This is a genomic window from Microbacterium sp. LMI1-1-1.1 (genome assembly GCF_040815675.1).
Classification (GTDB): domain Bacteria; phylum Actinomycetota; class Actinomycetes; order Actinomycetales; family Microbacteriaceae; genus Microbacterium.
On record NZ_JBFPNN010000001.1, the window covers coordinates 946,995 to 971,793 of the forward strand.

The 24,799-nt window shown below is 73.6% G+C and carries 20 protein-coding genes; 12 read left to right on the forward strand and 8 right to left on the reverse strand.

Going from position 1 to position 24,799, the window contains the following annotated elements; genetic code table 11:
• The first annotated feature begins 4 nt into the window (after positions 1-4).
• The 5 genes from MRBLMI1_RS04450 (at position 5) to MRBLMI1_RS04470 (ending at position 4,871) form a co-directional block, all read left to right on the forward strand.
• A complete protein-coding gene (locus MRBLMI1_RS04450) occupies positions 5-1,228 on the forward strand; it encodes a PucR family transcriptional regulator (protein ID WP_367726946.1) in 1,224 nt (407 codons plus the stop codon).
• 112 nt (positions 1,229-1,340) lie between these two features.
• Entirely contained in the window at positions 1,341-2,258 is a 918-nt protein-coding gene (locus tag MRBLMI1_RS04455) for an ACP S-malonyltransferase (RefSeq protein ID WP_367726947.1), read from the forward strand.
• The gene (locus MRBLMI1_RS04460) at positions 2,255-3,259 is read left to right on the forward strand and encodes a beta-ketoacyl-ACP synthase III (protein WP_367726948.1); all 1,005 of its coding nucleotides are present in this window, start codon (positions 2,255-2,257) and stop codon (positions 3,257-3,259) included. Before MRBLMI1_RS04455 ends, MRBLMI1_RS04460 begins: the two co-directional genes overlap by 4 nt.
• A 72-nt stretch (positions 3,260-3,331) precedes the next feature.
• Positions 3,332-3,580 carry an acyl carrier protein gene (locus tag MRBLMI1_RS04465; protein WP_128216336.1) on the forward strand — a complete coding sequence of 83 codons (249 nt, stop codon included), beginning with the start codon at positions 3,332-3,334 and terminating at the stop codon, positions 3,578-3,580.
• Positions 3,581-3,632: 52 nt separating this feature from the next.
• Entirely contained in the window at positions 3,633-4,871 is a 1,239-nt protein-coding gene (locus MRBLMI1_RS04470; RefSeq protein ID WP_367726949.1) for a beta-ketoacyl-[acyl-carrier-protein] synthase family protein, read from the forward strand.
• A gap of 150 nt (positions 4,872-5,021) precedes the next feature.
• Here the strand turns inward: MRBLMI1_RS04470 and MRBLMI1_RS04475 are convergent, their stop codons facing one another.
• Positions 5,022-5,525 carry a DUF3145 domain-containing protein gene (locus MRBLMI1_RS04475; protein ID WP_367726950.1) on the reverse strand — a complete coding sequence of 168 codons (504 nt, stop codon included), beginning with the start codon at positions 5,523-5,525 and terminating at the stop codon, positions 5,022-5,024.
• 246 nt (positions 5,526-5,771) lie between these two features.
• On the opposite strand from MRBLMI1_RS04475, the gene MRBLMI1_RS04480 reads away from it, so the two are divergent.
• From MRBLMI1_RS04480 to MRBLMI1_RS04500, 5 genes are read left to right on the forward strand one after another with little or no spacing between them, the layout of a single operon-like run.
• Positions 5,772-7,223, forward strand: coding sequence for an O-antigen ligase family protein (locus MRBLMI1_RS04480; RefSeq protein WP_367726951.1), 1,452 nt, complete (start codon positions 5,772-5,774; stop codon positions 7,221-7,223).
• The gene (locus MRBLMI1_RS04485) at positions 7,220-8,716 is read left to right on the forward strand and encodes a lipopolysaccharide biosynthesis protein (RefSeq protein WP_367726952.1); all 1,497 of its coding nucleotides are present in this window, start codon (positions 7,220-7,222) and stop codon (positions 8,714-8,716) included. Before MRBLMI1_RS04480 ends, MRBLMI1_RS04485 begins: the two co-directional genes overlap by 4 nt.
• A complete protein-coding gene (locus MRBLMI1_RS04490; protein WP_367726953.1) occupies positions 8,713-9,996 on the forward strand; it encodes a polysaccharide pyruvyl transferase family protein in 1,284 nt (427 codons plus the stop codon). The genes MRBLMI1_RS04485 and MRBLMI1_RS04490 overlap by 4 nt, the downstream gene beginning before the upstream one ends.
• A complete protein-coding gene (locus tag MRBLMI1_RS04495; RefSeq protein WP_367726954.1) occupies positions 9,977-11,059 on the forward strand; it encodes an acyltransferase family protein in 1,083 nt (360 codons plus the stop codon). Before MRBLMI1_RS04490 ends, MRBLMI1_RS04495 begins: the two co-directional genes overlap by 20 nt.
• 49 nt (positions 11,060-11,108) lie before the next feature.
• A complete protein-coding gene (locus MRBLMI1_RS04500) occupies positions 11,109-12,116 on the forward strand; it encodes an acyltransferase family protein (protein WP_367726955.1) in 1,008 nt (335 codons plus the stop codon).
• A 675-nt stretch (positions 12,117-12,791) separates the two neighbouring features.
• On the opposite strand, the gene MRBLMI1_RS04505 is transcribed toward MRBLMI1_RS04500, so the two are convergent.
• The gene (locus MRBLMI1_RS04505) at positions 12,792-15,020 is read right to left on the reverse strand and encodes a glycosyltransferase (protein WP_367726956.1); all 2,229 of its coding nucleotides are present in this window, start codon (positions 15,018-15,020) and stop codon (positions 12,792-12,794) included.
• Complete coding sequence (locus tag MRBLMI1_RS04510; RefSeq protein ID WP_367726957.1) at positions 15,017-15,976, reverse strand: glycosyltransferase; 960 nt, start codon at positions 15,974-15,976, stop codon at positions 15,017-15,019. The genes MRBLMI1_RS04505 and MRBLMI1_RS04510 overlap by 4 nt, the downstream gene beginning before the upstream one ends.
• A 296-nt stretch (positions 15,977-16,272) precedes the next feature.
• Between MRBLMI1_RS04510 and MRBLMI1_RS04515 the strand changes: the two genes are divergently transcribed.
• Entirely contained in the window at positions 16,273-16,572 is a 300-nt protein-coding gene (locus tag MRBLMI1_RS04515) for a hypothetical protein (protein WP_367726958.1), read from the forward strand.
• Between the two features lie 180 nt (positions 16,573-16,752).
• Positions 16,753-17,655, forward strand: coding sequence for an Ig-like domain-containing protein (locus tag MRBLMI1_RS04520; RefSeq protein ID WP_367726959.1), 903 nt, complete (start codon positions 16,753-16,755; stop codon positions 17,653-17,655).
• 121 nt (positions 17,656-17,776) lie between these two features.
• Here MRBLMI1_RS04520 and MRBLMI1_RS04525 read toward each other — a convergent pair whose 3' ends face one another.
• From MRBLMI1_RS04525 to MRBLMI1_RS04545, 5 genes are read right to left on the reverse strand one after another with little or no spacing between them, the layout of a single operon-like run.
• Positions 17,777-18,931 carry a glycoside hydrolase family 5 protein gene (locus tag MRBLMI1_RS04525; protein ID WP_367726960.1) on the reverse strand — a complete coding sequence of 385 codons (1,155 nt, stop codon included), beginning with the start codon at positions 18,929-18,931 and terminating at the stop codon, positions 17,777-17,779.
• Between the two features lie 49 nt (positions 18,932-18,980).
• Positions 18,981-20,141, reverse strand: coding sequence for a glycosyltransferase family 4 protein (locus tag MRBLMI1_RS04530; protein ID WP_367726961.1), 1,161 nt, complete (start codon positions 20,139-20,141; stop codon positions 18,981-18,983).
• Positions 20,122-21,618 (reverse strand): NosD domain-containing protein, encoded by a 1,497-nt coding sequence (locus MRBLMI1_RS04535; RefSeq protein ID WP_367726962.1) that lies wholly within the window; start codon positions 21,616-21,618, stop codon positions 20,122-20,124. The genes MRBLMI1_RS04530 and MRBLMI1_RS04535 overlap by 20 nt, the downstream gene beginning before the upstream one ends.
• 40 nt (positions 21,619-21,658) lie before the next feature.
• A complete protein-coding gene (locus MRBLMI1_RS04540; protein WP_367726963.1) occupies positions 21,659-22,630 on the reverse strand; it encodes a glycosyltransferase family 2 protein in 972 nt (323 codons plus the stop codon).
• Positions 22,627-24,792 (reverse strand): glycosyltransferase, encoded by a 2,166-nt coding sequence (locus MRBLMI1_RS04545; RefSeq protein ID WP_367726964.1) that lies wholly within the window; start codon positions 24,790-24,792, stop codon positions 22,627-22,629. Before MRBLMI1_RS04545 ends, MRBLMI1_RS04540 begins: the two co-directional genes overlap by 4 nt.
• Positions 24,793-24,799 lie beyond the last annotated feature (7 nt).

Below are 24,799 nucleotides of genomic sequence, written 5' to 3' on the forward strand. Positions count from 1 at the left end.
TCGCGTGACCGACACCGCGGCCGCGCAGGACAAGGCCGAGACGCTGGCGTGGCTGCGCCGTATCTCGGGTGACCTCGCGACCGCGACCATCCAGCGTCTCGAAGAGACGCTGCCCTGGTACGCCGAGATGCCCCCTGCGCGCCGGTCCGCTGTCGGACTGGTCGCGCAGGCGGGCATCACGTCGTTCCTGAAGTGGTTCGAGGAGCCCGCCTCGACCCCGGCCATCGCCGCGGACATCTTCGCCGCCGCCCCGCGCGAACTGCTGCGCAGCGTCAGCCTCACGCAAACGCTCCAGCTGGTCCGCGTCACCGTCGAGGTGATGGAGGAGCGCGTCGCCGGCCGCAGCGAGAAGGTGCGCGAGGCGATGCTCTCGTATTCGCGCGAGGTCGCCTTCGCCGCCGCCGACGTCTACGCCCGGGCCGCCGAGGCGCGCGGACTGTGGGACGCGCGCCTGGAGGCGCTCGTCGTCGACTCGATCCTCACGGGCGAGGCCGACGAGGAGCTGCCCAGCCGTATCGCGGCCCTCGGGTGGCACGGCCACGGCGAGGTCGCGGTGCTCGTGGGCACCACCCCGCGTCTCCTCGACGTCGACCAGGTGCGGCGCACGGCCCGCAAGCTCGGCGTCGACGTCCTCATCGGGGTGCAGGGCTCCCGTCTGGTGCTCGTCATCGGCCGCGCCGACCTCCCCGCCCGTGGGGCCGACGAGATCACCGAGCTGCCCTTCACCGACATCGCCAAGCGGCTCGAACCGGGCTTCGGCGGCGGACATCTCGTCCTCGGGCCGGCCGTGGCGGCGCTCGTCGACGCCGGGCAGAGCGCCCGCGCCGCCCTCGCCGGATTCGCGGTGGCGCGCGCGTGGCGCAACGCCCCCCGCCCGGTCGAGGCCGACGACCTCCTTCCCGAGCGCGCCCTCGCGGGCGACCCGGTCGCCAAGCTCACCCTCGTCGAACGCGTGTACCGCCCGCTGCAGGCCCACAGCGCCGACCTCGTCTCCACCCTGTGGAGCTACCTCGACAACGGCCGGTCCCTCGAGGCGACCGCCCGCGAGCTCTTCGTGCACCCCAACACCGTCCGCTACCGCCTCAAGCGCGTGTCCGAGGTGATCGGGTGGGATGCCACCGGCCCGCGCGAGGCGTTAATCCTCCAGACCGCGCTGATCCTCGGCTCCATCGGCACGGATGCCACCCGCCGACGCGGCGCGGGCGCACGCCGGCACAGCCTCTCCTGACCCGCCGTCCCGGCGCGAGGACCGCGTCGATGCACGGCGCGCACAAAGACACGCCGCTTTCTTGTGCCGATATCTCCAGAAGCGTCGGCCGGATCCTTGACAGGATGGACGGGTGATCATCGCCGTCTTCCCCGGACAGGGTTCGCAGACCCCCGGGTTCCTCTCCCCCTGGCTCGAGATCGACGGCGCCCGCGAGCGCCTCGAGGCCTACTCCGACCAGGCGGGCGTCGACCTGGTCGCCGCCGGGACCGAGTGGGACGCCGACCGCATCCGCGACACCAGCGTCGCGCAGCCGCTCATCGTCGCGGCGTCCCTGCTGTCGTGGGCGGCCCTCACCGCCGCCGGTCCGCGCCCGTCCGGCGTGGCCGGGCACTCCGTCGGCGAGATCGCCGCGTTGGCGGCATCCGGGGTCCTGTCCGACGCCGACGCCCTGCGCCTCGTGGGCCTGCGCGGCCGCGCCATGGCCGAGGCTGCACAGACCGTCGAGACCGGCATGAGCGCCGTCGTCGGCGGCGACGAGAGCGCCGTGCTCGAGCGCCTCGACGCGCTCGGCCTCACCCCCGCCAACTACAACGGCGGCGGCCAGATCGTCGCCGCGGGCGAGCTGCCGGCACTGGCCGAGCTCGCCGCGGACGCACCGCGCGGGACGCGCGTCATCCCCCTGCAGGTCGCCGGCGCCTTCCACACGCGCTTCATGGAGCCCGCCGTCGCGGCCCTCCGCGACGCCGCCGCGACCGTCGAGACGGCGGCCCCCGACACGACCCTGTGGACGAACTCCGACGGCTCGACCGTCGACGACGGCCGCCGCGCCCTCGACCTCGTCGTCGCGCAGGTCGCCTCCCCCGTCCGCTGGGACCGCTGCATGGCGTCGTTCGCCGCGCAGGGCGTCACCGGCATCATCGAGCTCGCGCCCGCCGGCGCGCTGACGGGGCTCGCCAAGCGCGCGCTGCGCGGCACGCCGACCGTGGCGGTCAAGACCCCCGACGACCTCGACGCGGCCGTCTCACTCCTGAAAGAAGACCAGGCATGAGCACCCCCACCCTCCGTCAGCTGCAGGGCCCCGCGCACACGCGCATCTACGCGTACGGCGCCGCCCGCGGCGAGAACGCCGTCCCGAACGAGGATCTCGTCGGCCCGATCGACTCCAGCGACGAGTGGATCCGCCAGCGCACCGGCATCGTCACGCGCGTCCGCGCGGACAAGACGACGGATGCCATCGACCTCGCCGCCGCCGCCGCGCAGGAAGCCGTGGAGAAGTCCGGCGTCGCTCCGTCCGACATCGACGCGGTCATCGTCGCGACCATCAGCAACCCGAAGCAGACGCCCTCGGCCTCGGCCATCGTCGCCGACCGCATCGGCGCCAACCCGGCGGCCGCCTACGACGTCAACGCCGCCTGCGCCGGCTTCGCCTACGGCGTCGCCCAGGCCGACGCCCTGGTGCGCGGCGGTCTCGCGAAGCACGTCGTCGTCGTCGGCGCCGAGAAGCTCAGCGACATCGTCGATCCGACCGACCGCAGCATCTCCTTCCTGCTGGGCGACGGCGCCGGCGCTGTCGTCGTCGGCCCGAGCGACACCCCCGGCATCGGCCCCACCGTCTGGGGGTCCGACGGCTCGAAGGCGGATGCGGTGGGGATGAACCACACCCTCACCGACTTCCGCGACGGTTCCGCACCGTGGCCCACGCTGCGCCAGGAGGGCCCCACGGTCTTCCGCTGGGCCGTGTGGGAGATGGTCAAGGTCGCGCGCCAGGCGCTCGAGGCCGCCGGCGTGGAGGCCTCCGACCTGGCCGCCTTCGTCCCGCACCAGGCCAACATGCGGATCATCGACGAGTTCGCCAAGCAGCTGGGCCTGCCCGAGAGCGTCGTCATCGGTCGCGACATCGAGACGACGGGCAACACCTCGGCGGCATCCATCCCCCTCGCCACCCACCGGCTGCTCGCCGAGCACCCCGAGCTGAGCGGCGGCCTGGCCCTGCAGATCGGCTTCGGCGCCGGTCTCGTCTTCGGCGCGCAGGTCGTCGTCCTCCCGTGACACGCGGGCCCCGAACCCTAAACTGATCCAGGCCCGCGACCAGGGCCGAATCCCCAAGAACAGGAGCAACCCATGGCTTTCACCAACGACGAGGTCCTCGCCGGCCTGGCCGAACTGATCACCGACGAGACCGGCATCTCGGCCGACGAGGTCGCCCTCGAGAAGTCGTTCACCGACGACCTCGACATCGACTCGATCTCGATGATGACGATCGTCGTCAACGCCGAGGAGAAGTTCGGCGTCACCATCCCCGACGACGAGGTCAAGAACCTCAAGACCGTCGGCGACGCCGTCACCTACATCTCGTCGAACCAGTCGTGACTCTCCCGGTGGGGGCTGCGGCCCCCACCGGTCAGACCGAGGATCTTTCCCCATGAGCACATCCCGCATCGTCGTCACCGGTATCGGTGCGACCTCGCCCATCGGCGGCACCGCGCCCGAGAGCTGGTCCGCCCTGCTGGACGGCGCCTCCGGCGCCCGCACCCTCGAGCACGAGTGGGTCGAGAAGTACCAGCTCCCCGTCACTTTCGCCGCCGAGGCCCTCGTGCGGCCCGAGACGGTCCTCGAGCGCCCCGTCGCGAAGCGCCTCGACCCCTCCTCGCAGCTGGCCATGGTCGCCGCGAAGGAAGCGTGGGAGGACGCCGGCGCGCCCGAGATCGACCCCGAGCGCCTCGGCGTCGACTTCGCCACCGGCATCGGCGGCGTGTGGACGCTGCTGGACGCGTGGGACGTCCTGCGGGAGAAGGGCCCCCGCCGCGTCATGCCGATGACGGTGCCCATGCTGATGCCGAACGCCGCGGCCGGCAACCTCTCGCTGCACTTCAACGCACGGGCCTTCGCCCGTACGGTCGCCTCGGCCTGCGCCTCGAGCACCGAGTCGATCGTCAACGCCGTCCAGCACATCCGCGACGGTCTCGCCGACGTCGTCATCGCCGGCGGCACCGAGAGCGCGATCCACCCCATCACGATCGCGTCGTTCGCCTCGATGCAGGCGCTGTCCAAGCGGAACGACACCCCCGAGACGGCGTCCCGTCCGGCGAGCGTCGACCGCGACGGCTTCGTCATGGGCGAGGGCGCGGGCGTGCTGATCCTCGAGACCGAGGAGCACGCGAAGGCCCGCGGCGCGAAGATCTACGCCTCCATCGTGGGCGGCGGGGTCACCGCGGACTCGTACCACATCACGGCCAACGACCCCGAGGGCCGCGGCGCCGCACGCGCCGTCCGCATGGCGCTCGAGATGGCCGACGCCTCGGTGGACGACGTCACGCACATCAACGCGCACGCCACCTCGACCCCGGTCGGCGACCCGAACGAGTACCAGGCGCTGCGCGCCGTCTTCGGCGACCGCGTCGACGAGATCCCGGTGTCGGCGACCAAGGCGTCCACGGGTCACCTCCTCGGCGGCACGGGCGCGCTCGAGGCGATCTTCACCGTCCTCGCCCTGAAGAACCGCGTCGCCCCGCCGACCATCAACCTCACCGAGCAGGACCCGGCCGTGCCGTTCGCGCTGTCCGGCTCGCCGGTCGAGCTCGGCTCGGGCGACCAGCTGGCGATCAGCAACTCCTTCGGCTTCGGCGGTCACAACGCCGTCGTCGCGATCGCGTCGGTCTGACCACGTCGAACGCCCCCGTCATCCCCCGACGAGCTCGGGGATGGCGGGGGCGTTCGTGGTATCGGACGAGGGATACACGGTCCCGGTGCCGGGGAGCGGTCACCGGCCTCCGGTAGTGGTGCCTCCCCCGTCCGACGATCAGGGGCCGGCTCAGCCGACCTTGTGCAGCCAGACGATCTGCTGGTCGTCGCCGGCGTGGCGGAACGGCTCGAGCTCCTCGTCCCAGGCCGAGCCGAGGGCGATGTCGAGCTCGCGCTGCAGCTCGAACGCGTCGCCGGCGGCGACCTCCAGCGCGTAGCGCACGCGGTCCTCGCCGATGACGACGTTGCCCGCGGCATCCGTCTGGGCGTAGTGGATGCCAAGACCCGGCGTGTGCATCCAGCGTCCGCCGTCGCTGCGGGGCGTGGGGTCCTCGCTCACCTCGAAGCGGAGGTGCTCCCATCCGCGGATGGCGCTCGCCAACGCCGCTCCGGACCCCACCGGGCCCTCCCAGTAGAACTCCGCGCGACGGCTGCCCATCAGCACGGGCTGGTCGGCCCAGTCGAAGTTGACGGGACGGCCGAGAGCGCGTCCCACCGCCCACTCGAGGTGGGGGCACAACGCGCGTGGCGCTGAGTGGATCAGGATCACTCCGCGCGAAGACGTGGTCGCCATGGTCTCTCCTTCGTCAGGTACGTCTTCCCCTACGACCTGTCTGGAGCGATGGCGGTTGTTCGGTTGTCTCGGGTCATTATCACCCGCACATAACGAAATCACAACACTGTGATTCCGCCCTTCGACCGCGGCCGTTCCCGCCCGGGGCGGGGCGCGGACGGACATTAATCCGCAGGAAACAGTCCGGTTACCCTGCGCGGATACTGTCGCGGCAAGGCACATCCGTTGGCTGGGGGGCGGTTCAGGATGAGCAGGTCGTCGTATCTCGTCGCTCGACCGCCCGCGCGCGTCGCCGGACGGACGTGGGCGCTGCTCGCCGGCGCCGCGGTCGTCGTCATCGGTGCGACGGGAGCGGCCATCCGTGCGCTCGACCAGCCCGGACCGGAGGTCGTCGTGCTGATCCCGGCTCTGGCCGTGGTCGCCGTGGCGGTCTTCCTCGTGCCGGTCCACTGGCTGCCGTCGGTGGTGGTGGCCGTGCTCGCGCTCTTCCCGACGCGGTTCATCCCCTCCGACGGCCCGTTCAACGCCCTGCCGCCGCTCGCGATCCTGCTCGGGGTGTGGGTGGTACGCCGGCTGCTGTGGCCGCAGGACCGCGGCCGTCTGCCGCAGGAGCGCTCCGCCGCCCTCGTCGCGCGATACGCCGTCTACGCCACGGCGATCGCGCTGACCACCTGGCTGCTGCTGTCGGTGGCGCTGACCGGCCTGCAAGAGAGCTCGCTCGGCTGGACCCTCTCGTTCGTCGCGAGCGTCTTCGTGCCGCTGCTGGTCCTCGACGCCCGCCGCGAGGTCGCCCTGTTGCGCAAGACGCTCCTCGTGGTCGGCGCCCTCGCGGGGGCGTACGTCGTCGGCGAGATGGTGCTCGGCTTCTCGCCCCTCTACGGGACGGCATCCGGGGACCTGCTGTTCTCCGTCTACCGGGCGCGCGGCGCGTTCTCGCACCCGCTCTTCGCCGCGGCGTTCCTCACGATCCCGGCCGCGCTCGGACTCGGCACGTGGCTGACGGAGGGCCGACGCTGGCCGCTCGTCGCCGCGGCGATCTCGGCCGCCGGCGTCATGGCCACCGTCTCGCGCGGCCCGCTCGCCGCGCTGGGCATCGCCGTCGCCTTCGCCGTGCTCCTCAGCCCGCTCTTCATCGGCTGGGCCCACCTGCGCCGCTGGGTGCAGCTGCTCGCGGTGGCGGCGATCGGGGCCGTCGCCGTGCTCAACTTCGGTCCGCTGGCCGAACGCGCCGACTCGATCGAGTCGCGGATCTCCGCCGAGGTCCGCGACCGCGCCGTGGACGTCTCGATCCGCGCCGCCGACTTCTCCGGGTGGATCGGCACGGGTCCGGGTACCTCCGGTCAGACCAGCCGCCTCTTCGACACGATCATCATCGAGAACAGCCTCCTGCAGCTGCTGATCAGCATCGGCATCCCGGGTCTCCTGCTCTTCGTGCTGTTCGTCGCCGCCCTCGCGTGGCGCACGACGCTGACCGGGGCACTCGGTCCGCTGCTCGCCCTCATCGCCTACGTCGTGGCGATCGCCGGGTTCAACACCCTCGACGCCGTCCGCAGCATGCACGTCGTCGTCGGCGTGCTGGCGCTGCTGTGCGTGCACGGCGGCACGCGGACGCGCGACCCGCTCTCCCCCGCCGCCGTCGCCCGACCCGCGGCCGTCGCGGCGCCGCGCGCGACCCTCCGGAACGCCGGCGCGCGATGACCGCCGCGACGCAGAGCCTCGGGCGGACGGCGTCGCGCGGCGCGGCCACGACCATGGGCGCACAGGGGCTGCGGATCCTCGTCCAGGTCGTCGGCATCGTCCTGCTGGCGCGTCTGCTCGCCCCGGGCGACTACGGCGTCATGGCCATGGTGCTCGCGATCGTCGGCGTCGGCGAGATCGTGCGCGACTTCGGGCTCTCCAGCGCGGCCATCCAGGCACGCACCCTCTCGCACGGACAGCGGTCCAACCTCTTCTGGATCAACCTCGGCATCGGCGCCGTGCTGACCTGCCTCTGCGCGGCGCTGGCGGTGCCGGTCTCGGCGCTCTACGGCGATCCGCGGCTCGTCGCCGTCACGCTCGCCCTCGCGCCCACGTTCCTGCTCAACGGGTTCTCGACGCAGTTCCGCGCGCACCTGAACCGCGACTTCCGGTTCGTCGCCCTCTCCGCCGTCGAGATCGGCGCACAGGCCACCGCGCTCGGCGTCGCCCTCTCGCTCGCGGCGTGGGGATGGGGCTACTGGGCGCTGGTCGTGCAGCAGGTGCTGCAGGTGCTGCTCCAGGCGGTCGCGCTGCCGATCCTCGCGGGCTGGTGGCCGGGACTGGCGCGGCGCGGCGAGCCCATGCGGGGCCTGCTCACCTTCGGCGGCCACCTCGTGGCATCCCAGGTCCTCGTCTACGCCAGCCGCAACATCGACAGCGTCATGATCGGACGCCTCTACGGAGCGGTGCCGCTGGGGTTCTACAACCGCGCGTTCCAGCTCATGGTGCTGCCGCTCAACCAGATCAACGCGCCCGCCTCGCGCGTCGCGCTGCCCACCCTGTCGCGCCTGCAGGACGACCCGGCGCGGTACGCCCGGTTCCTCGCGGTCGGGCAGGTGGTGCTGCTGAACGTGGTGGCCGGGGTGCTCGCCTTCAGCGCCGCGCAGGCGCCCGCGCTCATCGCCGTCGCCCTCGGCCCGCAGTGGGAGCCGAGCGTCCACCTGTTCCAGATCCTCGCCGTCGCCGGGTTCTTCCAGGCCGCGGCGTACGCGACCTACTGGGCGTCGCTGTCGCTCGGGCTCATGCGGCGCTTCTTCTGGTACACCGTGGCGACCCGCCCGCTCATCATCGGCCTCATCGTCGTCGGTGCCTCGTGGGGCGTGGAGGGCGTCGCCGTGGCCTACACGGTCGGCAACGCCCTCGCCTGGCCCATCGGACTGATCTGGATGACGCGCGGGACCATCGCCCCCACCGGGCCGCTGTTCGTCGCCGCCCTGCGCACCCTGCTCGTGCACGGCGCCGCCGCCGGGCTCTCCGCCGCCGCCACGTGGGCGCTGCCCGGACTGAGCGAGCCGCTGCACCTGCTCCTCGGCGCGGTGGTGCTCGTCGCCGCGCTCGCCCTCGCCGCCGCGATCGTGCCGGCGTTCCGGCGCGACGTCCTCGGCATCCTCGCGCTGCGCCGCCACCTCGGACGCGCGCGCGCCGCCACCCCTCTCGAGACGGAGTCCGCATGAGAGTCCGCAACATCCCCCGACGCGCCCGTCGCGTCTGGTCCGGCCTGCTGCAGCGCAGCGGTCTGCCGACCCGCCGCTTCGCCCGCACCCTGCGCACCGCCGCGGGCCGGCCGGGCGACCGCGCGCACCTGCTCGTCGCCGCGCCCGGCGCGGGCAACATCGGCGACCAGGCCATGCTCGAGGCGTTCGTCGCGGCCGCCGACCGGCCCGTCACGATCGTGACCCGCCACGACGACGACTTCGTCCTGCCGCCCGATCTCGCGCCGCGCGCGCGGACGGTGGCCCTGCCGCATCTGCTGTACGGCGACGGCGTGGAGCACCGCGGAGACGTGCGGGCGCTCGGCGGGCTGCTGGGCGAAGCCGCGACCGTGTCGATCATCGGCGCGGACATCATGGACGGCGTCTACAGCCTGCGCCCGTCCGTACGGCGGTCCACGATCGCCGCGGTCGCCGCCGAGCTCGGCTTCGACACCACGGTCATCGGCTTCAGCTGGAGCCCCGCCGCCCCCGCCCCGGCCCGCGAGGCGCTCCGCCGCGCCGGGGCGGCCGGGGCGCGCCTTCTCCTGCGCGACCCCGCCTCCGCCGCGCGCGTGCGCGACCTCGGCGTGGCGGGCGTGCACGAGACGGCGGACATCGTCTTCACCGACGAGCGCGTCGCCGTGGACCTCCCGCCGGAGCTCGCCGCGCTCCCCCGGCCCTACGCCCTGGTCAACGCGAGCGGGCTCATCGCCCGGACGGTCGACCACGGCGTCGAGTACGCCGGGCTCGTCGCGGACCTGCGAGCCCGTGGCATCCATGTCGTCCTTCTTCCCCACGTCCTGCGCGACAGCGCCGACGACCGTGCCGCCTGCCGGACCGTTCGGGACGCCGTGGGCGCGGACGGCGTGACGCTCGTGGCGGGCATGCTGTCGCCGTCGGTGATCCGGCGCCTGGCCGCCGAGGCCGAGATCGTCGTCACCGGCCGGATGCACCTGGCGGTCATGTCGCTCGCGCAGGGGGTGCCCGCCGTCACGCTCGCGTCCCAGGGGAAGGTCGAGGGCCTCATGCGGCTGTTCGACTGGCCGCAGCTCTGCGTCGCGCCCCGGCCCGGGATGTCCGCCGACATCCGCGCCGTCGTGGCCGACGTCCTGTCCGACGCCGGCAGCCGGGAACGGGTGCGGCTGGGAACCGAACGCGCGCGCGAACGCGCCCGCGTCAACATCGACCGCATCGGCGCCGGGGGCGGAGCCGTGCGGGCCGACAGCTCTGGGGGGAGCATCGATGGACGTGCAACGACGTAGCGGGTGGGTCCGCGACGACGTCGGCCGGCGGGAATGGGTCGACCTCGTGAAGGGCGTGGCGATCATCATGATCGTCGCGTACCACTCCTCGCTCTTCCTGAACTCGGTGGGAGTGGATGCCGCCGGCATCGGCCGCGCGCGCATCGTGCTCGACCTGTTCCCGATGCCGGCGTTCTTCCTCATCTCGGGGCTGTTCCACACCCGCGTGCGCGAATGGAGCTTCGCGGACCTGTGGCGGCGGCGCCTCCGCCAGTACCTGTACCTGTACGTGCTCTGGTCGGTGCTGCGCTTCCTCTTCTACCTCGTCGTGCCGAACGTCCGCGCGGACGGAGCGGGACAGGCCGCCGACGACCCGGTCGCGCTGCTGCTCATCCTCGTGTGGCCCATCAGCTCGTACTGGTTCATCTACGCGCTGTTCGTCTTCACGATCGTGTTCTGGGCCTTCCGACGGATGCCGCCCTGGGTGCTCCTCGCGCTGACCGCCGTCGCCTCCGCCCTCACCTCCGCCGGGCTGCTCGACACGGACAACGTCGGCCTCAACCGCATGATCGAGTACCTCGTGTTCTTCGTCGCCGGCGCGTACTTCCACCGCCGGATCTACACGGCGGTCGAGCGCACCGGGCCGCTCGGCACGGTCGTGGCCGTCGTCGGGTTCGCCGCGTTCGCCGCCGTCGCGACGTTCGTGCCGCGCCTGGGTGGCATCCCGGGGGTCGCCCTCGTCGGGCAGGTGCTCGTGCTGGCCGCGGGTTTCACCCTCGCGACCTGGCTGGTGCGGCTGCGGCCGCTCGGCTGGCTGACCTACGTGGGCGTGCGGTCGTTGAACATCTACCTCGTCCACATCTTCGTCATCGCGCTGCTCGCGCTCCCGCTGGCCCTCGTGCCCGAAGCGCTGGACTCCCTGCCGGGTCGCGGCCTGCTGGTCATCGGCGCGATGACCGCGGTGGTCACGGCCCTGTCGATCCTGCTGACGCGGTACCTGACGCGCGTGTCGTGGCTGTTCGTCTACCCCTTCCGCAACGGCGTGAAGCTGCGTGCCCGACGCCCCGCGGCGGAGCGGTCATGACCGGCCCGCTCGTGACGCTGCGTGCCCGACGCCCCGCGGCGGAGCGGTCATGACCGGCCCGGCGGCTCCCGTGCGGCTGAGATGGCCGGACGTGGCCCGGGGCGGCGCCATGATGCTCGTCGTGCTCGCGCACACCCTCCAGCTGCTCGACGCCTACGGCTGGTCGCTCGGGTGGCTCGACACGGCCAACACGTTCCTCACGGCGATCCGGATGCCGCTGTTCTTCACCATCGCCGGGATGCTGGCCACGTCGGCTCTCCGCCGGCCGTGGGGGCGGCTGTGGCGCACGCGGCTGCTGCTGCTGGTCTACGTGTACGTGCTCTGGATGGCCGTCCGGACCGTGTGGTTCTCGTTCGTGCCGTGGCCGTTGAGCGACCTGCCGCCGTGGGCGTCGTTCCTGCTGCTGCCGGTGTGGCCGACCACCGGGCTGTGGTTCCTGTACGCGCTCGTGCTGTACACGGTCGCCGCGAAGGCGCTGTCCCGTGCCCCCCGGTGGGTGTCGCTCGGGGCGGCCGCGGCGCTGTCGGTGCTGGCCGCGTACGACCTCGTCCCCACGGGCGACAACCCGATCTGGCGCTCCATCGCGCTCTACCTTCTGTTCTTCCTGCTCGGCGTGCACGGCTCGGACCTCTGGAAGGCGCTGGCCGCGCGGACCCGCGCCTGGTGGGCGGTGCCGGCACTGCTGCTCGTCCCGGCCGCATTCGCCGTCTTCACGCTCGTCCCGTCGGCCGGCGCCGGTGCGGCCCGCGTGCTGCTGTCGACGGTCTGCGTCGCCGCCTGCATCGTGCTCGCGAGCGTCCTCGCCCGCGTCCCGGGGCTCTCCGCCCCGTTCGCTGCCGTGGGACGCCGCACCCTCCCCATCTACGTCATGCACACGCTGCTGCTGGCCGCCGCGGTGGCCGTCGTGCCCGTCGGCGTCGTGCCGACCCCGGCTGCGGCGATCGGGCTCTGCGCGGGGGCCATCGTGGTGAGCCTGGGCCTGGCGAACCTCCTCGAGCGCGTACCCGGCGTCTTCGCACCCCCGGCCGCCTGGACCCGGGACACGACCCGGGTCTGACGCGGGCGCGCGCGGCGTGCGGCGGGCTCGAGGGCGTGTCTGCAGGGCGGGCGGCATCCGGGTCGCCCCAGCGGCCACATCCGACGCCGCGGGCCCCACCGGTCCTGCAAAATCGCGCGGCGGCCCGGGCAGCGATCCGCGGCGCACCGGGGCCAGCCCCCTCACCCGCTGACTTGGCGCAGATGTACGCGCCGGAGGCCCGGCGGCGTACATTCGCGGCAAGTCAGCGCAAGAGGAGGGGGCGGGGGCGCGCAATTGCAGGATTGGCGGCGTCAGGGACGCCCCAGCGGCCACATCAGACGCCGCATGCCCCACCGGTCCTGCAAAATCGCGCGGCGGCCCGCGCGACGAGAGATGCGACGCGGCGTGGCCAACCCCCGCTGACTTGGCGCAGATGTACGCGCCGGAGGGCCGACGGCGTAGATCTGCGGCAAGTCAGCACAAGAGGAGGAGGGGCCGGGGCGCGATTGCAGGAGCGGCGGCATCGGGGACGCCCCAGCGGCCACACCAGACGCCGCAGGCCCCACCGGTCCTGCAAAATCGCGCGGCGGCCCGCGCGACGCGAGATGCGACGCGGCGTGGCCAACCCCCGCTGACTTGGCACAAATGTACGCGCCGGAGGCCCGGCGGCGTACATCTGCGGCAAGTCAGCGCAAAAGGAACAGGAGGAGGGGGTCAGGCCAGGACGGGCGCGGGGGTCTCGGGAGGCTCGGCGAGACGGCGGCTGCCGAGCGGGGTCAACCAGATGTCCTCGGCGCGGGGATAGACCGCCCCGGCCGAGAAGGCGGCGGTGAACCCCTCGGCGCCCCGGCGGGCACGGCGCTCCCGCTCGGCCGCGTCGCCCATCGCCTGTGCGAGGGCGTCGGCGAGGGCGTCGACGTCCCCCGGCGGCACGAGGAATCCGCGCTCGTCGTCGAGGACCGCGGGGATGCCGCCGACCTCGGTCGAGATCACGCACACGCTCCGCGCGAGCGCCTCGAGGACGAACATCGGCATCGCCTCGTCGCGCGAGGGCAGCACCGCGATCGCGGCCTCGCCGAGCAGGTCCAGGAGTCGGTCGTGCGGGACAGAGCCCAGGAACGTCGCGCCCGGGAGGGCGGCATCCACGAGCTCGCCCTCCCGGATGGGACCGGCGACGATGAGCTCCCACTCGGGGAAGCGCTCGTGCACGCGGCGCCAGGCCCGGTCCAGGACGTCGATGCCCTTGCGGTGCGAGACGACGCCGCCGAAGACGACGGCGGGTGCGCCGCGCGTGGGCGCCCCGGCCGGCACGGCGTTCGGCAGCATGGTCACCGCGGACGATCCCACGTGCCGGGCCGCGATCGCGCGCGACTCCTCGGAGAGGGCGATGACATGGGATGCCGCCTGCAGCACGCGCGCCACCCGCCGGGGGCTCCGCTTCTCGTACGCGGCGAACTCGCTCCCGTGCAGGTGGACGACCACCGGCATCCCGAGTCGGGCGGCGAGCAGGGCCAAGTGCCCCTCGCGGACGAACGACCCGCGCTCGGACAGGTGCGCCACGACGACGGCCGGTCGGTCGCTCCGCCCGAGGCGGTGCAGCGTGCGACGAGCCGCCAGGAAACGGAACAGGGCGGTGGGGTGGTCGCCGGGGTCGCCGCGCGTGACGAGCACGGTGTTGTCCACGCGGTCGAACGGCCAGCTGAGGTACGCGTTGACGACCTGCGTCATCCCGCCCGGGATGTCGCCGGCGCGGCCGAGGTGGTGCACGACGGGCCGAGCGCTCGCGGGGGCGGCGACGGGGACGACCTCGTCGCGGCGCAGAAGGCGACCGAGGTCGCTGCGCACCGCCGCCAGCCGTGCGCGGGCGCCCTCGAGCGTCCCGAGGGCCTCGCCGCGACGCCCCGCGAGCTCCACGAGCCGGTCGCGCAGCTGTTCGGCGTCGAGGTCGCGCGTGTTCAGGGCGATTCCGCTGAGGCCGATGGTGTCGAAGTGGCGGGAGATCTTGTCGGCGTCGTCCAGCTGGAGGCCGATCGGCATCGCGCCCTCGGTGAACGCCGCGATGATGGCGTGAAGACGGTCGCTCGCGGCGACCCGGGTGCGCCGGTAGACGGCGCGCAGTCGCGCCTCGTGCGCGTCGTGGGCACCGAGCACGGGCCAGCCGACCACCTCGGCGTCGAGGTCGCGGCCGAGTCGCTGCGACCGCTCCTCGTCCACGCTGACCTGCGTCACCACGACCAGCCGGAGACCGAGCGCGTCCGCGGCCCCGCGCACGCCGCGCATCCAGGCGGCATCCGGGTAGGGACGCTGGGCCACCTCGGTGTCGTCGCGCAACGAGACGACGAAGAGGTCGCGGGTGTCCCCGCCCGCCCGGGCCGCGGCGAGCGCATCGGCGTCGAGGCCGTCGCTGAAGCCGAGATCGGGCATCGACGGGCCGAAACCGAGATAGTCGGCGGTGCGGTCGTCGCGCCAGCGCGTGTAGCTGGAGAGGGCGTTGGACGGCCACATGAGCGCCCGCGGGAGGGGCGCGAAGTTGCGCGCCCCGGCGCCGATGCGGGCGACGCGTCCGCCGCGGGCGCGGACGAGCGCGACGGCGGGGAGCATCGCCAGATGCTCCTTCATGCCGATGAGCGTGAGCTGGAGCTCCCCCGGCTTGTAGAGCGTGTCGGCGTTCCCCCGCGCGGCCTCGGCGAGCAGCGCCCGGTACCAGGAGACGAAGGAGCGGTAGACGACGTCGTCGGGGTGCAGCCGCAGGCCGTCGTCGTAGCCCGCGGGCGAGTGACCGACGTACACGTGGAGCCGGCCGTTCTCCCGCGCCCAGTCGAGCAGCGGCCTGCGCAGGAGCACGTCGCCGATGTTCTCGTACTGCCCGCGGCCGACGGCGAAGATCTGACGGCGGGGCTCCGTGGCATCCGTCCCCTCCGCCGGGGCCTGCGCGGCGCTCACGCGGCCCGCCGGACGGGTGCGGCGAGGTCGTCGACGATCGCCCGGGTCGCGGCGACGTCGAGGACGGCGGCGGTGACGTCGGGGCCGTCGACGGCGATGCCGATGCCCAGCTCGTTGACGAGCGCGGCGATCTCGGCCTGGTGGTCGTCCACGTGCTCCCCCCGGGCGGCGGCGCGGGTCGCGATGACCGGGAAGACACCGAGCGAGAGCATCTCGAGGAGCGTGCCGACGCCGGCGTGGCTGATGACGACGTCGGCGTTCAGGGCCTCCTCGACGAACTGCTCCGGCGGCATCTCGTCGTACACGCGTCCCGGCAGGTCGTCGCGACTGGTCTCGCCGAGCTGCCACACGGTGGTGTCGTCGACGAGCCCGCTCGCGAGCAGGGCGTCCACGAGCGAGTCGAAGCGGTATCCGCGGATGGTCCCGAGGGTCACGAAGAGACGCCGGCCCGTTCGGCGCCGCGGCGTCGGGCGGTACGTGCTGAGGACGCTCTGGCACTCGTGCCAGCGACCGCCGGCCCAGGCCGGGGTCTGCGTTCGCAGGTGGACGGCCGGGACGTTCTGCAGCAGCCGCCCGGTGGTGGACGGGCCCTCGACCCGGCACACGCTCTCGACGTACGTCGACGCGATGCCGAGGCTCGCCGCGAGCGGCAGGGCAGCGGTGGCCACGGCGGCGCCCGTGCTGATCGCGGCGTCGAAGGGCTCTGACCGCAGGAAGCGGTGGATGGGCCCGACCGCGGCGAGCGTGCCGCGGAGGTCGCGCGGCCCGATGTACGGCAGCATCGCGACGCGTCGTCCTTCCAGCAGCTGCCGGCTCTGCGGTGTGTCGAAGGTGATCCAGAGCGAGTCGGGATGCCGCCCGAAGGACGCCTCCAACCGCAACAGCTCGGCGAGGTGTCCCCCCGTCGAGCACACCAGAGCGGCCTTGCCGCCCGATCCAGGTATGCGCCATGCCATGGCCGACCCGCTTTCCTCATGCAGGGTCGATGAAGACCCCACCCCCAACTCACGCGATCGGATCGTTTCCCCACAACCGACCGTGTGCTTGCCTGAGACGCGCTGGTGGACTCCGCGTTCGCGAGGAATGTATCGCGGGCCGGAGGGGCCTCGGACGGCTTTTTACGCAGCGAGTCGAACTTGTCATACGCCGTTCATCTGGGGCGTGCGCCGAACGGCCAGGATAGCGGGCAGGGGACGGGAGCCGGCTGTCGGCGCCCGGAAGACGGGCCGGGGGCCCACGGGGGATGGTCATGATGACGGGTGCTTCGACGACGGGCGGGCGGGCGGGCGTCTCGCGCCGCGGACTCCTTGCGGGCATGTTCGCGGGGGCCGGAACGGTCGCGCTCGGCTCGGGGGCGGTGCTCTCGGCGGCGGCGGCGACGGCCGCACCGACGCCCACGCTGCCCGGCGAGTACACGCGCAAAGAGGACGTGACCGCGACCGGGGTGGTGTTCGACAACATCTGCGTGACCATCTCGAAGGATCCGGCACGCATCTACGTCCCGCGGACGATCAAGCCCCAGAGCGGGGTGCCCGTCCCGGTCGTGTGGTAATACCACGGCTCCGGCGGCGACCACAACGCGCTCGAGGGCGGGTACCGCTCCCCCGCGCTGTCGACGATCGACAAGGGCGGCATCGCGATCTGCCAGAAGGCCGGCGGCACGCTCTACACGAACCCGACCGCGCTCGCCCTCCAGCAGGCCGGCTGGGACTACATCGCCCGGCTGTTCACCGTGTCGGCGAACACCCTGCGCTCCACGTCGGGCGGTGGCATCCTGGCCACCGAGGTCTACGGCATGCGCCTCATCCCGAACATCGTCGGCATGTACGGCGTGAACGCCAGCTACGACCTGCGGGCCATGTACGACCAGGGCGGCCGCGGTCAGGCCTCGGTCATCCTCGCCTACGGCGACGACCTCGACGCCATCGAGGCGCGCAACCCGGCGCGTCTGCCCGCGTCGACGTGGACGGGCACGAAGCTGCGGGTCGTGGTGTCCTCGCCGAGCGGCACCGACACCATCGTCCCGCCGGAGCAGCACGGCCTGCTGCTGCGCGAGCGGGCCCTGCCGGTCGCCGCGGAGGCGTCGGTGCGCACGCACACGAACGGGCACAACACGCCGGGCTTCGCCGCCTCGGACTTCGTCGCGGCGATGGGCCGCTGGGGCAGCTTCCCCGTCGTGGCCACGCCCACGCCGACGCCCACGGCGACGGCGACCGCGACCGCCACCCCGACGCCGACCGCGAGCCCCACGCCGACGAAGACCGCGACGCCCACGGCGAGCCCGTCCCCGACGCCCACGAAGACCGCCACGCCGACGCCGACTCCCACGCCGACCCCGACGCGCGACACGGTCGCCCCGGCGGTGTCGATCATCGCGCCGGCAGACTCGACGACCGTCTCAGCCGTCGTGACGCTCCGCGTGTCCGCCACCGACGCCGTCGGGGTGACCGCCGTCGGCGTGTACGTCGGCACGAACAAGATCGCGGATGCCACCAAGGTGAGCGCCTCGGAATGGCGCGCCCCCTACGACACCCGCAACATCCGCAACGGCACCTACGCGATCACGGCGAAGGCGACGGATGCCGCGGGGAACGTCGGCACGTCGTCGGCGGTGCGCCTCATCATCAAGAACTGACCGGGGGGCTCTCCGCCGTCGCGGCGGGAGCCGTCCGCCGGCGCGGGGGCTCTCCGCCGTCGGGGCGGGAACCGTCCGCCGTCGCGCCCGCGGCCGGACCCCGCCCGGCCCGGAGCGGGGCTCACCGCGGCGGCAGGTGCGCCTCGATGACAGCCGCCTGCGACAGCGCCGTGTCGATGCCGATCGACGACGGCAGCCCGGGGGCGCTCGACACGTACGCGAGCAGCGTGCCCACGGTGCGGGTGCTGGTGGCGCCGAAGTACATGACGTCGAGCCCGTCCTCGTCGGCGATGTCGTAGAACCGCGTGAACAGCGCGTTCCACGCGGCGGCGTCCGCGGCGGACTGCACGCCGCCCTCGCCACCGGAGGGCCACCCGACCTCCCCCACCGCGCAGTGCACCTGCCAGGTCGTGCACCAATCGCCGAACGTGCCGAGCTGGGTCAGCACGCGCTCGGGGTCCTCCACGTCCCCGTACACCGCGCCGTCCGAGTCCGCGTAGAAGTGCTCGGAGTACACGACCCGCCCCAGGGGGTCCACGATCCACGGTCCGTCCGGGGCGATGGCGGCGAGACGGCCGCGCTCCTCGCTGAGGATCCCCTCCACCCAGACCGGCTGCACGGCGCCCGTCTCGCGGATCGCGTCGACGGCCACCTGCGCGTAGTGACGGTAGGTGTCCACGCCGACGGACCACCGCGGCTCGTTGAAGACGTCGAAGGCGGCGACGCCCGGCTCGTCGCGCAGGGCGCCCGCCAACGCTCCCCAGATCGTGCGGACGTGCCCTTCGTCGATGCCCGCGCCGCACGCGAGGCTCCCCTCGACGTACGGCCCCGCTCCCCACGGGTACGTGCACCCGTTGTGCAGGTCGACGACCGTGCGCACCCCGGCATCCCATGCCGTCCGCACCTCCCGGACCACCGCGGCCAGGGCGTCCTGGTCGACCGGCTGCGCGAGCCCGTCCGCGGCGGTCCCCCCGTCGGGGATGACCTGCAGCCGCTGCCAGGGCACCGCGAGCCGGACGGAGGTGATCCCGCGGCCGGCGAGGAACGCGTAGCTGGACGCGGGCTCCCCGAGGGTCGCCGCATCGGCGCCCGCCCCAGCCAGGACGAAGCTGTAGATGTTGACGCCGCGCAGGTACGGCTCCCCGGCGAGGTAGTCCGCGAGCGCGTCGGGCGGCGGCGAGACGATCTCGGGGCGGGGGGTGGGCGGCGTGCCCTCGGGCAGGCACCCGCTGAGGACGAGGGCCGCCGCGAGAGCCGTCGTCACGGCGGCCGTCACGCGCGCGGTTCGCCGCCCCCGGGCCCTCACGCGCGCGGTTCCCGGACCCTCACGCGCGCGGTTCGCCGACCGCGCTGCCCGACCGCACCACGGCCCGGGTCACCGCCTTCTCGAGCAGCGTCGCACTGGCATCCGCGCCGAACCTGTCCAGCCAGTCGTCGATGCCGCCGACCTCGAGGCCCGCGGCCTCCTGAACTGCGTCCGCGACCGCTGCCGGGTCCGCACTGGCGGCGAGCTCGCCGGTCACGCCAGGGATGATGGCGTCGGCGACGCCGAGGGCGGTGGAGATCGCCACGGAGGGCACCCCGCGTGCCGCGGCCTCGATGAGGACGTTGCCGAGACCCTCGCGGTGCGACGGCAGGAGCACGACCGACGTCGGACCGAAGTGCGAGATCCAGTCCTCCACCCAGCCGTGACTAGTGAACGCGACGCCGCGGCGCTCGGCCTCCGCGGTCATCTGCGCGAGCAGCGGTCCGCCACCGAACGAGACCACCTCGGTCGGGATGCCGCGGCGGACGAGCTCCTCGGCGACCGACAGCGCCAGCTCGGGGTTCTTCTGCGGGACCAGGCGGCACGCGAGGACCAGTTGCACGCCAGCCGCGGTCCCGGGCACGCGCGGGACCGGCGTGCGCTCGCGCACCTTGGCCATCGCCGGGTTCGGCACCACGAGGCTGCGGCTCGCCGGAATGCCGAACGCCGCGTTCATCTCAGCGGCGACGGGGTGCGAGGCGCTGGTCACGACGTCCGCACGGCGGTACCACCGGCGCGCGAGCGCAATCTTCGCCCGGTGCGCGGGCGGCGCCCCCGGCAGCCCCAGGCTGATGAGGTTGTGCTCCGTCACGACGAGCCCCGGCCGATGCCGGGCGCGCTCGCGCGCCGCGATCGCGAGGAGGTTCGGGTACGTCTGCAGCCCCACGAGGGCGTCGAACCCCTCGCTGTCGATCAGCCGTGCCAGCGCCGACACCTTCTTCAGGTGGGACCGGATGCCGCCGAGCCGGTGCACGGTGACACGGGGCGGCAGCACGTCGCCGGTCGGACGGTCCGAGACGACGACCACCGCCACCTGGTGCCCCTGGTCGGCGAACCACGTCGCCCAGGCCACGCCGACCGCTTCCGCCCCGCCGCCGTGCACCGAGCTGACGACGAACGCCAGCCGGCGACGGGGGGCGCCGGTCCCAGCACGGACCGTCTCAGGGGCCGCAGTAGACATTCGTGCCCCCGCTCGCCGCACCGTCCACGACGTTGTCGCACGACACGCTCACCCCGCGGCTGCGGTCGTGCACCCACACGCCGTACCCCGAGGCATCCGCCGTCCCGGTGTTCGCACGGAACTCGTTGTTCCAGCCCCAGTCCTCCCACGCCATCGACGAGTAGGCGTGCTGGACGGCGGAGGTGCCGGTGTTGCCGGTCACGGACCAGTCGTTGCCGGTGACGAGCACCCAGCCGAGCGACCGCGAGCCGGGCTGGGAGCCCTCGAAGACGTTGTCGGCGATCAGGCCGTCGCTCGTCCCCTCCTTGGCCTCGATGCCCTCGGCGCCGGTGTTCTTGATCGTGTTGGCGACGACGACGTTCCGGTCGGAGGCGTCCGGCCGACCCTGGGTGACCTCGCTCCAGCGTCGCTGGGAGGTGCCGATGTAGACGCCCTCGCCGTAGGCGACGTCCGCGGAGCCGGTCCGCGAGATGAGGTTGTGCGCGACGATGCTGTCGGTCGTGAAGGCGTAGAGGTGGATGCCCTCGTAGCCGAGGTCCTTCACCACGAGGTCGGTCACGGCGAGGCTGCTGCTGCCCTTGACCATCACGCCCTGCAGGGAGCGCGCGACCGTGAAGCCGGTGACGACGACGTTCTTCGCCCCCTCGATGCGCAGCGCGGACCCGCTGTTCACGTCGCCGGTGGTGAGCACCGCCCAGGGGCTGCCGCACAGCCAGATCGGACGCTCGGCCGTGCCGGACGCGTTCAGCAGGAAGGTGCCGGTGTAGCTGCCGTCGGCGAGCCGGATGACGGTGCCGGGCCCGGCGGTGCGCAGGGCGGACGTCAGCTGGGACGCGGTAGAGACCGTCGTCGTCGCCGCGGGGCAGTCGGTGGCCCGCGGGGCGTCGGCCGCGGCCGCCGGCGGGGCGGCGTCGGTGACGACGAAGGAGTCGAGGTGGGTCATGCGCCCGCCCGAGGCGCTGTTCTTCGATCCGGAGCCGACGATGGTGATCGTGTGCTCGCCGGGCTCGACGGGGGCGCTGTAGCCGACGACGCCGGTGGTGGAGCTGCGGGCGTAGTTGTCGACGCGGGCCACCTCCTCGCCGTCGATCAGCACGCGGATGATGCCCGCGTTGGCGGACTTCCACGTGTACCAGGTGATCCAGGAGCCGGAGAAGGTGAGGCTGGCGGACGCCGACGACGCGGTCGCGTAGCGGATGCCGCCGCCGCTGCTGCCGGAGCTGCTGAGCGAGCTCCAGGACCCGCTGTACCGGATGGCGGACGAGTTCTCCTCGTACGTGCCGGGACCGGGAGCGGTGGATGCCGCCCGCACGGCGCCCGTGGACGCGCTCGGGGCGGCCGCGGCGACGGGGCCGGCGGCCACGGCCGGCAGCGGTCCGGCGAGGAGGGCGAGGACGGCCCCGGCGACGACGGCCCCGCGCAGGCGCAGGCGGGACGGGCGACGGGAGGGGACGGTGGAACTGGGGGTGAGGCGCATGGCGTGTCCTGTCGGTTGCTGTGGGGCAGGAGGTCGGCGTCTACCGATCGGCGATCGCCAGGAGCACGCGATGCGCACGCGTGGACGTCTTCGCCGTGAGAGCGAGCAACGCCCGGCGCGGATCATGCCGTCGGACGAACAATGCCAGGTCGCCGGCGCGGAGGATCCGACGGTTGCGAGAAAGCAGCAGTTTCTGCTCTGATGTCCGGTAGTCCGCACGCAGAGCGTCCTTGATCCCCGAAAGGGCCACGTACCGGGCACGGAAGTACCGATAGTCGTCGGACCCCCGCAGGCCGAGCCGGGAGGCCGCCCGGGCCATCGCCTCGTCGATGACGGCGAGGGACTCCGCCCGACGGCTCACGGACGTGATGAGGGATCCCGGCCGCAGCCGGTACTCGTACACGGAGACGTCGGTGAAGGCGACGCTCCGCGCGTGACTCAGCGCGTCCGCGACCATCACGAGGTCGGACTGAACGCGCGCGGGGGCGAAGCTCGCCTGCGCCATCACCGTCCGGCGGAACAGCTTGTTCCACAGGTGACCGGTGACCTCGCCGCGCAGCAGCATCCGGAAGGCGTCGCGCCCCGACACGGGCGGGGACACCGGCGGCCGGAGCGCGCGCCGCCGCCCCTCCGCCGTCACGAGCGTGGCCGCCGCGACGACGACGTCCACGTCGCGGGCGCTGGCCATCGCGACCAGCACGCGCAGAGCGTCGTCGGCCCACTCGTCGTCGGCGTCGACGAACCACAGCCACTCGCCCCGGGCGGCCTCCACCCCGGCCTGGCGGGCGCGCGCGACCCCGACGTTCTCCGGCAGGAGGACCGCCCGCACCCGGTCATGCGCGGCGGCCAGCTCGGTCGCCACGCGGCCGGTGTCGTCGCCGGACCCGTCGTCGACGATGACGATCTCGACGTCGGTGGAGTGCTGCTCCTCGAGGCGGGCGATCGCGCGAGGCAGGTCGTCGGCCGCGCGGAAGGCGGGCAGGATGACGCTCACGCGCGGCTCGCCGGTCATCGGCGCACCTCCGCGGAGATGCGGTCGGTGAGCTCGGCGAGCCGTCCGCGGGCGGCGATGACGGCCTCGACGATCTGCGCCCGCCGGGCGAGCGCGTCGGCGAGGACGGCGCGGACCGCCTCCGGGTCGCCGAGGTCGCGCGGGACGCTCGTGCGCTCGATGCCCGCGCCGGCCAGGGTCCGGGTGGTCTTGTCCATCGCGCCCGTGCTGAGGGCCACCGGGACGGCCCCCTCGGTCGCGGCGATCACCACGGCGTGCAAACGGTCGCTGAGGACGAGCGCGCTGCGGCGGTACGTCTCGCGCAGGCGCGCCTCCTGCCGGGCGTGGTCGTCGTCGAGCCAGGTCACGGCCTCGCAGTCCAGCCGCGCCGCGAGGTCGCGGGCGAGGTCGCCGTCGCGCTCGATCTGCGCCACGACGACGGGCTGCAGTCCGAGATCGTCGGCGAGCGCGCGCACCCGCGCGACCCACGCGTCGTCGGGCCGCTCGCGGGCGGCGTGGCTGAGGCCCTGCCGCACCGAGAGGGCGAGGAGCGGGCGCGGGGCCTCGGCGTCGCGCAGCACCTCCGCGTCGGCGCCGAGGGCGAACGCCCAGTCGGGGGTGACGGCCCCCAGACCCATGAGGCGACGGCTGGGCGCGTCGCGCCAGGTCACGACCCGGCACAGTCGCAGGACGGCGGAGATGGGATGCCGCCACGCCTGCGGCTCCCGCACTCCCACGCCGGTGAGCACCGCCGTGCCGCCGCGCAGCCGGTGCACGAGCAGCAGCGGGGCCAGCCGGAGGTAGCGCAGGGCGAAGGGGCGGCGCACCTCGGTCTCGCCGGTGTCGAAGGCGTAGACGCCCCGTCCGGCCAGCAGGTGGCGCGAGACGGTCCGCCGCCAGGTCCGCGGGTCGCGCACGGGCCGGTCGCCAGACTGCAGGCCGAGGCCGCTGAGGTAGTCGTCGGTCTTGTCGCCGACGTAGACGGTCAGGGGGCCGAGCGTGCGCAGGTGGTCGAGGTAGCCGCGCCGGAGCACGGTGTCGCCCACGTTGTCGTACTGCCCGACGGCGGAGGCCAGGACCGTCATGTCACGCTCTTTCCGGCGGCTTTCGCGCGCCCGGTCGATCGCGCCGAGCAGCATCTCGCCGCTGCGGTCGCTGGAGAAACGGCGGGCCCACGCGGCGGTGCGCTCCGGGACGACCCGGTCGACCGTGCGGATGGCCGCGGCGAGATCCTCGGCGTCACCGGTGAAGGCGAGCTGCCCGGTGATGCTCGGCACGAGGGCGTCCGCCACGCCGTAGGCGGACGAGACGGCGACGCTCGGGATGCCGCCCATCGCCGACTCGACGAGCACGTTGCCGAACCCCTCGCGGTAGGACGGCAGCACCGTGACCGCGTTGGGCGGAGCGGATGCCACCCAGTCGGCGGTCCAGCCCGGGACGCTCAGCGGCACGTCGAGGCGTTCGGCGGCCGCGACGAGGTCGTCGGCGAGCGGACCGCGGCCGAAGCACACGAGCCGCGCGTCGACCCCGTCGCGGCGGAGCAGGGCGGCCGCCTCGGCGGCCATCGGCGCCCGCTTCTGAGCGACCAGGCGCATGGGCAGCAGCAGGTGGACGGGCTCGTCGAAACGCACGGCGGTCGTGCGCGGGCTCGCTCCGGTCCGCAGCTCGGCGCGGCGGGCCGCGGGGTTCGGGACGACGACCAGGCGCTCGGCCCGCACCCCGTAGGCGCCGACGAGCTCGGCGGCGACGGCGTGCGAGATCGCGACGACGGTGTCCGCGCGGCGGTACGCCCGCCGGGCGACGACGCGTTTCACCGTGTCGGCGATCGAGCGGGGCTCGCCCTCGCGGGTGGTGATGTTGCGCTCGCTCACGAGGACCACCGGTCCCCCGCGCAGGCCCGCCGTCGCGGCGAGGGCGACGAGGTTCGGGTAGCTCTGCAGGGCCACGACGGCGTCGATGCGCTCGCGGCGCAGCTCGGCGCGGACTGCGCGGACGCGGCGCGCGGTCCCCCCGGCGCGCAGCTGCCGGATGCGCACCCCCGGTCCCGTGGGCGCGTCGGCGACCGGTCCGGTGGTGATGACGCGTACGTCGTGCCCCTGGCCGGCGAGCCAGTCGGCCCAGACGGCCGCGACGAACTCCGCGCCGCCGCCGGTGAGGGAGGTGGTCAGCAGGGCGATGCGCATGTCATCG

What these genes read in the sequence shown, in the direction of transcription:
- MRBLMI1_RS04495 (WP_367726954.1), top strand. Translation starts at nt 9,977, where the DNA reads ATGGACGTGCAACGACGTAGCGGGTGGGTCCGCGACGACGTCGGCCGG.
- MRBLMI1_RS04535 (WP_367726962.1), bottom strand. Translation starts at nt 21,618, where the DNA reads ATGCGCCTCACCCCCAGTTCCACCGTCCCCTCCCGTCGCCCGTCCCGC.
- MRBLMI1_RS04530 (WP_367726961.1), bottom strand. Translation starts at nt 20,141, where the DNA reads ATGTCTACTGCGGCCCCTGAGACGGTCCGTGCTGGGACCGGCGCCCCC.
- MRBLMI1_RS04465 (WP_128216336.1), top strand. Translation starts at nt 3,332, where the DNA reads ATGGCTTTCACCAACGACGAGGTCCTCGCCGGCCTGGCCGAACTGATC.
- MRBLMI1_RS04470 (WP_367726949.1), top strand. Translation starts at nt 3,633, where the DNA reads ATGAGCACATCCCGCATCGTCGTCACCGGTATCGGTGCGACCTCGCCC.
- MRBLMI1_RS04480 (WP_367726951.1), top strand. Translation starts at nt 5,772, where the DNA reads ATGAGCAGGTCGTCGTATCTCGTCGCTCGACCGCCCGCGCGCGTCGCC.
- MRBLMI1_RS04460 (WP_367726948.1), top strand. Translation starts at nt 2,255, where the DNA reads ATGAGCACCCCCACCCTCCGTCAGCTGCAGGGCCCCGCGCACACGCGC.
- MRBLMI1_RS04545 (WP_367726964.1), bottom strand. Translation starts at nt 24,792, where the DNA reads ATGCGCATCGCCCTGCTGACCACCTCCCTCACCGGCGGCGGCGCGGAG.
- MRBLMI1_RS04515 (WP_367726958.1), top strand. Translation starts at nt 16,273, where the DNA reads ATGACGGGTGCTTCGACGACGGGCGGGCGGGCGGGCGTCTCGCGCCGC.
- MRBLMI1_RS04475 (WP_367726950.1), bottom strand. Translation starts at nt 5,525, where the DNA reads ATGGCGACCACGTCTTCGCGCGGAGTGATCCTGATCCACTCAGCGCCA.
- MRBLMI1_RS04540 (WP_367726963.1), bottom strand. Translation starts at nt 22,630, where the DNA reads ATGACCGGCGAGCCGCGCGTGAGCGTCATCCTGCCCGCCTTCCGCGCG.
- MRBLMI1_RS04510 (WP_367726957.1), bottom strand. Translation starts at nt 15,976, where the DNA reads ATGGCATGGCGCATACCTGGATCGGGCGGCAAGGCCGCTCTGGTGTGC.
- MRBLMI1_RS04490 (WP_367726953.1), top strand. Translation starts at nt 8,713, where the DNA reads ATGAGAGTCCGCAACATCCCCCGACGCGCCCGTCGCGTCTGGTCCGGC.
- MRBLMI1_RS04500 (WP_367726955.1), top strand. Translation starts at nt 11,109, where the DNA reads ATGACCGGCCCGGCGGCTCCCGTGCGGCTGAGATGGCCGGACGTGGCC.
- MRBLMI1_RS04485 (WP_367726952.1), top strand. Translation starts at nt 7,220, where the DNA reads ATGACCGCCGCGACGCAGAGCCTCGGGCGGACGGCGTCGCGCGGCGCG.